Annotated in this window: 7 protein-coding genes; 5 read left to right on the top strand and 2 right to left on the bottom strand. The window is 49.0% G+C overall.

Features of this window, described 5'->3' with window-relative positions; translation table 11 throughout:
* Nucleotides 1–510 precede the first annotated feature (510 nt).
* Together A372_RS0108525 and A372_RS0108520 are read right to left on the bottom strand one after the other, a co-directional pair.
* The gene (locus A372_RS0108525) at nucleotides 511–1,221 is read right to left on the bottom strand and encodes a queuosine precursor transporter (RefSeq protein WP_019420417.1); all 711 of its coding nucleotides are present in this window, start codon (nucleotides 1,219–1,221) and stop codon (nucleotides 511–513) included.
* Nucleotides 1,222–1,429: 208 nt separating this feature from the next.
* Nucleotides 1,430–1,978 (bottom strand): PadR family transcriptional regulator, encoded by a 549-nt coding sequence (locus A372_RS0108520; protein WP_019420416.1) that lies wholly within the window; start codon nucleotides 1,976–1,978, stop codon nucleotides 1,430–1,432.
* Between the two features lie 277 nt (nucleotides 1,979–2,255).
* On the opposite strand from A372_RS0108520, the gene A372_RS0108515 reads away from it, so the two are divergent.
* From A372_RS0108515 to A372_RS0108495, 5 genes are all read left to right on the top strand, one after another.
* Nucleotides 2,256–2,759, top strand: coding sequence for an FMN-binding protein (locus A372_RS0108515; protein WP_019420415.1), 504 nt, complete (start codon nucleotides 2,256–2,258; stop codon nucleotides 2,757–2,759).
* A 201-nt stretch (nucleotides 2,760–2,960) separates the two neighbouring features.
* Nucleotides 2,961–4,835 carry an FAD-dependent oxidoreductase gene (locus A372_RS0108510; RefSeq protein WP_019420414.1) on the top strand — a complete coding sequence of 625 codons (1,875 nt, stop codon included), beginning with the start codon at nucleotides 2,961–2,963 and terminating at the stop codon, nucleotides 4,833–4,835.
* Between the two features lie 97 nt (nucleotides 4,836–4,932).
* A complete protein-coding gene (locus tag A372_RS0108505) occupies nucleotides 4,933–5,382 on the top strand; it encodes a hypothetical protein (RefSeq protein WP_019420413.1) in 450 nt (149 codons plus the stop codon).
* Entirely contained in the window at nucleotides 5,369–6,364 is a 996-nt protein-coding gene (locus tag A372_RS0108500; protein WP_019420412.1) for a polyprenyl synthetase family protein, read from the top strand. Before A372_RS0108505 ends, A372_RS0108500 begins: the two co-directional genes overlap by 14 nt.
* 171 nt (nucleotides 6,365–6,535) lie before the next feature.
* Complete coding sequence (locus A372_RS0108495) at nucleotides 6,536–7,063, top strand: hypothetical protein (RefSeq protein WP_019420411.1); 528 nt, start codon at nucleotides 6,536–6,538, stop codon at nucleotides 7,061–7,063.
* Nucleotides 7,064–7,349: the final 286 nt, after the last annotated feature.

Here is a 7,349-nt window from a genome sequence, read left to right as displayed (position 1 = left end):
GCTTCATCCGACCCTTTGCTTCGTTCTCCCCTTCCGTCAGGCGACGGTACGCTCAGGGGGCGGTACGCTCAGGGGGCGGTACGCTCAGGGGGCGACATACAACCCTTTGCTTCATTCTCCCCTTCCATCAGAAAACGGCACACCTTAAGGAAAACGCTGGTTCAACGCCATCAGGCGGCCGCACTCCCAAGGACGACTCTGGTTCACTGCCATCATGCTCAACCGTTTATACACTGGTATCTATGCAACACGTCATGCGCCTTGGCCCCATCGTTATCCTTCCTGACTGTATGGGAGAATGAAGCTAAGAGCCGTTCTAGGAAAGTCTGGACCGAAATCATGGTTTCGTTTGAAAATAGGGGCTGAATTTCTGAATGATGGGGAGAGTGAAGCAATGGGTGTACAGGCATACTTTCTCCAGGAACGGGAACGCCCAAAAGCCTGCCTTCCTTTTCATACAAAAGGAAAACAGGCCAGCAAGCCGAACCTATAGGGGCTGACTCGGATGCGTCAGTTAGAAGTCCGATCCCGCTCCAGATAGTCAGGCACACGGAAGCTTCTTGCCCAATACAGAAACGGTGTCGATGCAATGGATAAGATTAGCTTCACCACGTAAGTGGTCAAAAAGATCTGGAACCAGACGTCCCACGTATATAATCCGGAACCGGCAAAGGCAATCGTGCAGAAAACGAGAGAATCGGCCAATTGACTAATACCGGTGCTTCCGTTGCTGCGAATCCACAGCTGGTTTGCTTTCGGATATTTTGCCCTTACCAAGGCAAACAGCTTCACGTCGAGAAATTGGCTGACAAAATATGCCGTCAAGCTGCCTAGCGCCAGACGCGGCATGAGACCGAAGATCGTTTCGAGCGACGGCTGGGCAATGTCGGTTGGCTGCGGCGTGAAGACGAGCGCCATCTGCATGATGACCGTCGTCATAATAAGCGTAAAGAATCCGAACCATACGGCACGGCGCGCTTCCTTCGGCCCGTACTTCTCGTTCAGTAAATCAGACGTCATGAACAGGCTAGCATTGGCCGTATTGCCAAGCGTCATGACGATGCCAAACATTTCGATCGTCTTAGCGACTTGAATGTTCGCGATTACGGTCATTACTCCTATCCAGGCATATAAGCCGTACTTCCCGAACAGCCGGTAGCAGAGCAAAAAGAACGCAAAGTTCGCCAAAACGAACGTGACGCCCCACACAAAATTAAACATGATGCAATCCCCTTTAGTTTTGATTACGCGGGATGGTTTCGAACCGCGACGCCTTGCCGGAACATCATCTACAGATGGGATAGTGCCGGGCGCAGTCGTTAACTTTAACATAAATGAATGAGAAAACCAATACAAAAATCGCATGTCCGGAGTGCTTGGAACCAGACATGCGAAGAGATTTAATTTCCTTATTCATACGAATGACTATTCAAGACGGCATCTCCCAAAACTCATGGCCCTGGTCAGATTTCAAATAATCTATCCCCTGCTGCATGACTTTGATTTGCGCCTGGTAGTCCTGCATGCCGAACTGTATCGAAATGAGGCGTGGCGGCGAAAAATTCGTCTTATACTCCTCATATACTTCTTCTAACTGCTGCAACAGCCGGATTCGCTCGCTCATCCCCTCTTCCAGCCAGCGAATCAAATCTTCCGTGCTTCCGTATTTCCCAAAATATAGTCGGGCCAATATATCTGAACGATAAAAGTCCGCCTGAATCGGAGAGGCTAAGTACTGCTGAAACTGCTGCTCGCCAAGATCGGTAATCGTGAACAGGTGCTTGTCCGGCTTGCCTTCCTGCATAACGGTCTCCTTGACGATCATGCCGGATTTCTCCAATTGCTTCAGTGCCGGATAGACGGAACCATAGCTGGCATCAAAAAAATGGGATAACTCTATTTCATATTCCTGTTTAATGTCATATCCCGACTTAGGACCTTGCATGAGCAGACCGAGTACGATGTCTTTCGCTTGCATGTTCTTTTCACCTCATTGTTTGTTCGGCAAAGTTTGTTTTTGCAAAGAGCATGTAGGTGTTGACATATGATCCGAATGCATCTGATTTTACGGTGTCTTTATTGTATAAGATAGAGGCTAACATGGCAAAGTATGGTGTAGAGTATTTTAAAAATTGTTTATTTGGTGTGACATTTATCACATCTAAAATATGGACTCGATGTTATAATTGGGTTGTCAAAAGGTTAGTTAAAATTTTCACAAAGTATTTTTGAATAAGGAAAAGGTGGGGACTGAAATGAAAAAGAAACTTGTACTGTTGTTATCCGCAGTATTGGTCGTAGGCATGCTGGCTGGCTGCGGCGATAAGAAAGAAGAAGCGAAAGAACCTGCAACAGGCACGGAAACAACTACTGACACTAACACAGCTACGGAAGCTCAATACAAAGATGGCGACTACCATGCCGAAGCAGCTGACTTTGACGAAAAATCCGGCTGGAAAGATACCCTCGACATTACTGTAAAAGATGGCAAAATTACAGCAGTTAACTGGGACGCTGTCAGCAAAGACGGCGGCAAAACAAAGAAAGAATTGGGCGAAGAGTATGGCATGAAAAAAGCCGGATCTGAGTTCGAATGGAGCGAGCAAGCCAAGAAAATGGATGAAGAATTGATCGCGAAGCAAGATCCTAAAGCTGTTGCAGTTAACGGCGAAGGCAAAACAGACGCTGTATCTGGCGTATCCATCCACGTAAGTGGCTTCGTGCAATTGGCTGAACAAGCGTTGGCTCAAGCGAAGTAAGACGAATCTCTTATCTTCCTTGATGGAAATAGGTAAGACTTTGGAAGCTCCGCTGTAGGAAAGCAAGATGGTCAACGAGCATGCTTTGGACGGCTTGGTGAAAAACATCATTGCTTTTTTACTCGCGGGGCTCCATTGTTGATAGCATGAAGTTCAATTTTTAACCATTTACAAATAAATAGCTATCGCAGGGGTGAAACCATGAAAAAGATCGTTGTCTTGGGCGGCGGTTACGGTGGGGTCCTGACGGCGAAGAAGCTGGCGAATCGTCTAAAAAAAGACAAAGACGTCAGCATCACGCTGATAGACCGCAAACCTTTCCATACGATGATGACCGAGCTGCACGAAGTTGCGGCCTGCCGTGTTGATGAAGAAGCCATCAAGATGGACCTGAAGCAAATCTTTGCCGGTCGCAAAGTAGAAGTCGTATTGGATGAAGTTACGAATATCGATTTCGACGGCAAGGCATTGAAAGGCAAGAAAAAATCTTACGATTATGATTATCTCGTAATCGGTACCGGGTGCAAGCCATCCTTCTTCGGCATTTCCGGTGCGGAAGAGAACTCATTCTCGCTGTGGTCCTTCGAGGACGCAGTCGTATTGAAGCATCAAATCCGTCAAATGTTCATGGATGCAACGAAAGTATCGGATCCAGAACTGCGCAAGCAAATGCTGACATTCGTCGTCGTCGGCGCCGGGTTTACCGGTGTGGAAATGATCGGCGAATTGGCGGAATACCGTGAAGAGCTGTGCCACGAGTTCTGTGTGGACGAGTCAGAAGTTCGCCTTGTCGTAGCCGATATGGCTCCGAAGATTTTGCCTATTCTGCCGCAGAATCTGATTGACAAAGCGGATAAATATCTCCGCAAAATGAAGGTTGAAATTGTAACCGGGGCTAAAATTTCCGGTGTTACGCCGAATTCCGTCGTTCTCGGTGAGAACAACGAGATCAAATCGAGCACCGTCATTTGGACGGCCGGTGTCGAAGGTTCCGACCTCGTCGGCAACCTCGACGTACAGCAGCAAGGGCGCAAACGTATTTTGACGAACGACAAGCTGCAGTCCGTTGACCATGAAAATGTGTATGTTGTCGGCGACAACATCTTCTATATTCCGGAAGGCGAAGAGCGTCCCGTTCCGCAAATGGTCGAGAACGCAGAGCATTCCGCGGGTCTCATCGCCCACAATATCACTTGTGACATCAAGGGCGGAACGAAGAAATCCTACAAGCCTACGTTCCACGGTACGATGGTGTGTATCGGTGGCCGTTATGGGGTAGCTGCCGTGGGCACGCCGAAGAAAATGTTCCACTTCTCAGGCTTCATGGCGATGTTCTTCAAACATATGATCAATATTGTGTACTTCTTGCAAGTACTCGGATTCCATAAGATTTGGTCTTACATGATGCACGAATTCTTCCATGTTAGAAACCGCAGAAGCTTCGTCGGCGGTCACTTCTCGAAACGTTCGCCGAATTTCTGGCTCGTTCCGCTGCGGATTTATATCGGTGTCATGTGGCTGATGCAAGGCTGGGAAAAAGGCGCAAAATTGCTGAAGGATCCTTCCCAGATGTTCTTGATCCCGCCTAAGGCGATGGACGGCGTAACGGCTGCTTCGCAAGCGGTGGATGCGGTGCATTCAACCGTAGATGCTCAAACGGCGGCATCGGCCGTAGAAGGCGCAAGCTCGGCCATCAAAGCGATTCCAGTGCCTAACTTCATTAAGGGCATTGTGGATTGGTCGATGGATTTAATGTTCTACACGAATGACGGCGGCTATACGACGATGGCTTACATTTTCCAAGGCTGCATGGTTGCGGCTGAAGTCATCTTCGGCATTATGCTCATCTTGGGCTTGTTCACAGCTATCGCTTCGATAGCAACATGTGCAATGGGCGTCATGATTTACACGTCCGGTATGGCTCCTTATGAAATGTTCTGGTACTTCTTCGGCGGCATCGCGCTTATCGGCGGTTCCGGCAGCACGTTCGGTGCGGATTACTATCTGTACCCTCGCCTGAAACGAATCTGGAAGAAGATACCGTTCGTGAAACGTTGGTACCTTTATACGGATTAATACGTAAATAAGAATAGTCTTTATTGCATATAGGAAAAGTAATGTGTACCATGTGTCACATTACTTTCCTTATTTCTGAGGGAAGCGGGGGGTTCCCATGAATCGGCAACTCATAATGGAAACAGGTCGGCTCCTGACGCAAGAGATGCCGCCTGAAGCAGGCATCCGATTGACGGTCGGAAGCGATGAACATTTTTTGTTGGATATGGCGAGCGCGCTGCATGCCTACGATATGGAGCCAGATGAGCGGCGGGCGCTGCTCGGCTGCTATTGGCTGCTTCGTCAAGCCATGCGCACCCATCAGCATGTTCCTGCCGAGGAACAACTTGCGGGTAAAACCGTATTGGACGGCGACTTTTTGATGAGCATGTATTACCAATTCGCCGTTCGCCACGGACAGATGAAGCTCGTCATCGACTTGGCCACAACGAACAAGCGCATTCAGATTCGGCGCGCGGAAGGCAACACGACGGATATGCTTCTGCACCAGCGCATATGCCGGTTTCTAGCGAAGCATTACAAGCAGGTGGCTTATGAAGTCATATAACGATTCGCTTCACGAGCAGTTGAATATCCCGCTGCAGCGCATTAATCGCGATTTAGAGCGCATCGTTCTGCACGATCCGGATGTATCCTCCCGATCCATTGTCGCTCAAAGCGTCTTGGAACTCATCCGTGCAGGCGGCAAGCGCCTTCGTCCGATGATGACGATCGTAGGCAGCCGATTCGGCACTGAGCCGGAATCCGACGACGCATACCGTCTTGCAGCTGTCGTCGAGCTTATCCATGCGGCCTCGCTCGTTCATGACGATATTTTGGACCAGGCGGATATGCGGCGTGGCCAACCGGCCCTGCACCGCAAGACGGGCATATATAAAGCGGTGCATATCGGCAATTACATGATGAGCCGTGTCATCGAGCTGATGACTTCCAACGTCCAAGAGCCCGAACGTTACATTCAGGATGTAGCGTCCGTGACGACGACCCAGCTATGCATTGGCGAATACCAGCAGATGCATCATCGCTACAATTTCGAGCTGTCGCTTGATGAATACTGGGAGAAGACGCGCAACAAGACCGCGCTCCTAATGGCTACATGCTTGCAGGTCGGGGCGAAAGCCTCCGATGCCGACGACAGGGTATCGGAGCTGCTCTATGCCTTCGGCGACCATCTTGGCATGGCGTTTCAAGTTCGCGACGATATTATGGACTTTACCAAGTCTGCGGAACAATTGGGCAAACCAGCCGGTGCGGACCTTCGCAACGGCCATGCAACACTGCCTGTCATATTAGCAATGAAGGACGAGGCTGTAGCGAGCAGGCTGCGCGAGCTGCGTTCGACTTCACCTGATGCGGCGTTCGACGAGGCTATTGAATTCATTCGCGCCAGCGGCGCATTGGACCAAGCGCTGTTGATGAGCCATGACTTTATGCAACGGGCATGGGGCATCATTGATCAGCTCTCGGATTTCAACGCTCATGAGGATTTAAGAACGCTGTGGAACTACTTCGAAGAACGAACTTACTAACGATATCATGAGTGGAAAGCCGAACCCTTTTTGTGAAGGGCTTCGGCTTTATTGTTATCTTCATTTACAAATTGTACCGTTTACTCTTTTGCGCGTTAGGGCAAGGTGGTATTATGTTAATGTGCAGTTTGCTTGTCAAGCTATCACATCTTAGACAAAGGGGGATCGACAATGAAGCCTCGACGATTTGTAATCGAAGCCGTGATGTTAGCGGTATACGGTCAATTATTTACTCCCAAGCGCCCGGTGGAGTATATCATTCCTTACACGACCATTATGGAATTGTATGAGATGCGTTTAGAAGGCGATCAGGTGATGCCCGATCCTGAAGATGACGTACATGCCAAGCAGCAGATTGAGCAGCTCATTACTTTTTTCGAGAGTGAGCTGAATAAAAAGAAAATCGAACGTGCCTTGACGGTGCCTTGGCGTCAAAGCCCACCGCTGCTTCTGCAAGAAAACGTCTCCTGCATCATCGTGAATGCCATGGACAATGCCCGCTATGGAGAGCTGTTCGATCCAGTGGAGACTGAACTTATTCTTACTGCATTACGCGAACAAGCTCCCCTGCTCACGGATCAATTCGAGTTTGTCGGCCGTCTAATCGAGAATGAAATTCCAATTCCGATATATGATATCGATGACCTTGATTATGCACTAGAGCAAGAGGACGCCAAAGGCGATTCCAACATGAAGTAGCGACAACCCGCCCCTTCGCTTGTCAGGAGGCGGGTTGTTGTTGTTTAAATGATTTATTTTCGCTGGAGCCTGTGTGAAAATATCTCTGTTCATCCGTCCCCCTCTTCGCCAGATCCACTGTACAAAATACAGTCCCCATGACTTTTAATGGCCTTATCCGTACATTTCGCTGTACATTTTCCAATGGAGCTTACTACGACCGCGGGAAACAATGTAGTTCAATTTTATATAGAGGGTGCGGCTTCGAAAATACTGAACATACTAGCGCTGGGCGTATAAAGGTTAA

The organism is Paenibacillus sp. OSY-SE, from assembly GCF_000283315.1.
Taxonomy (GTDB): domain Bacteria; phylum Bacillota; class Bacilli; order Paenibacillales; family Paenibacillaceae; genus Paenibacillus_B; species Paenibacillus_B profundus.
The sequence above is the reverse complement of the archived record's forward strand: the minus strand, read 5'-3'. Positions and strand labels throughout refer to the sequence as shown.

Coding starts and splice junctions, on each gene's coding strand:
- A372_RS0108525 (WP_019420417.1), bottom strand. CDS start 1,221: ATGTTTAATTTTGTGTGGGGCGTCACGTTCGTTTTGGCGAACTTTGCG.
- A372_RS0108520 (WP_019420416.1), bottom strand. CDS start 1,978: ATGCAAGCGAAAGACATCGTACTCGGTCTGCTCATGCAAGGTCCTAAG.
- A372_RS0108515 (WP_019420415.1), top strand. CDS start 2,256: ATGAAAAAGAAACTTGTACTGTTGTTATCCGCAGTATTGGTCGTAGGC.
- A372_RS0108510 (WP_019420414.1), top strand. CDS start 2,961: ATGAAAAAGATCGTTGTCTTGGGCGGCGGTTACGGTGGGGTCCTGACG.
- A372_RS0108505 (WP_019420413.1), top strand. CDS start 4,933: ATGAATCGGCAACTCATAATGGAAACAGGTCGGCTCCTGACGCAAGAG.
- A372_RS0108500 (WP_019420412.1), top strand. CDS start 5,369: ATGAAGTCATATAACGATTCGCTTCACGAGCAGTTGAATATCCCGCTG.
- A372_RS0108495 (WP_019420411.1), top strand. CDS start 6,536: ATGAAGCCTCGACGATTTGTAATCGAAGCCGTGATGTTAGCGGTATAC.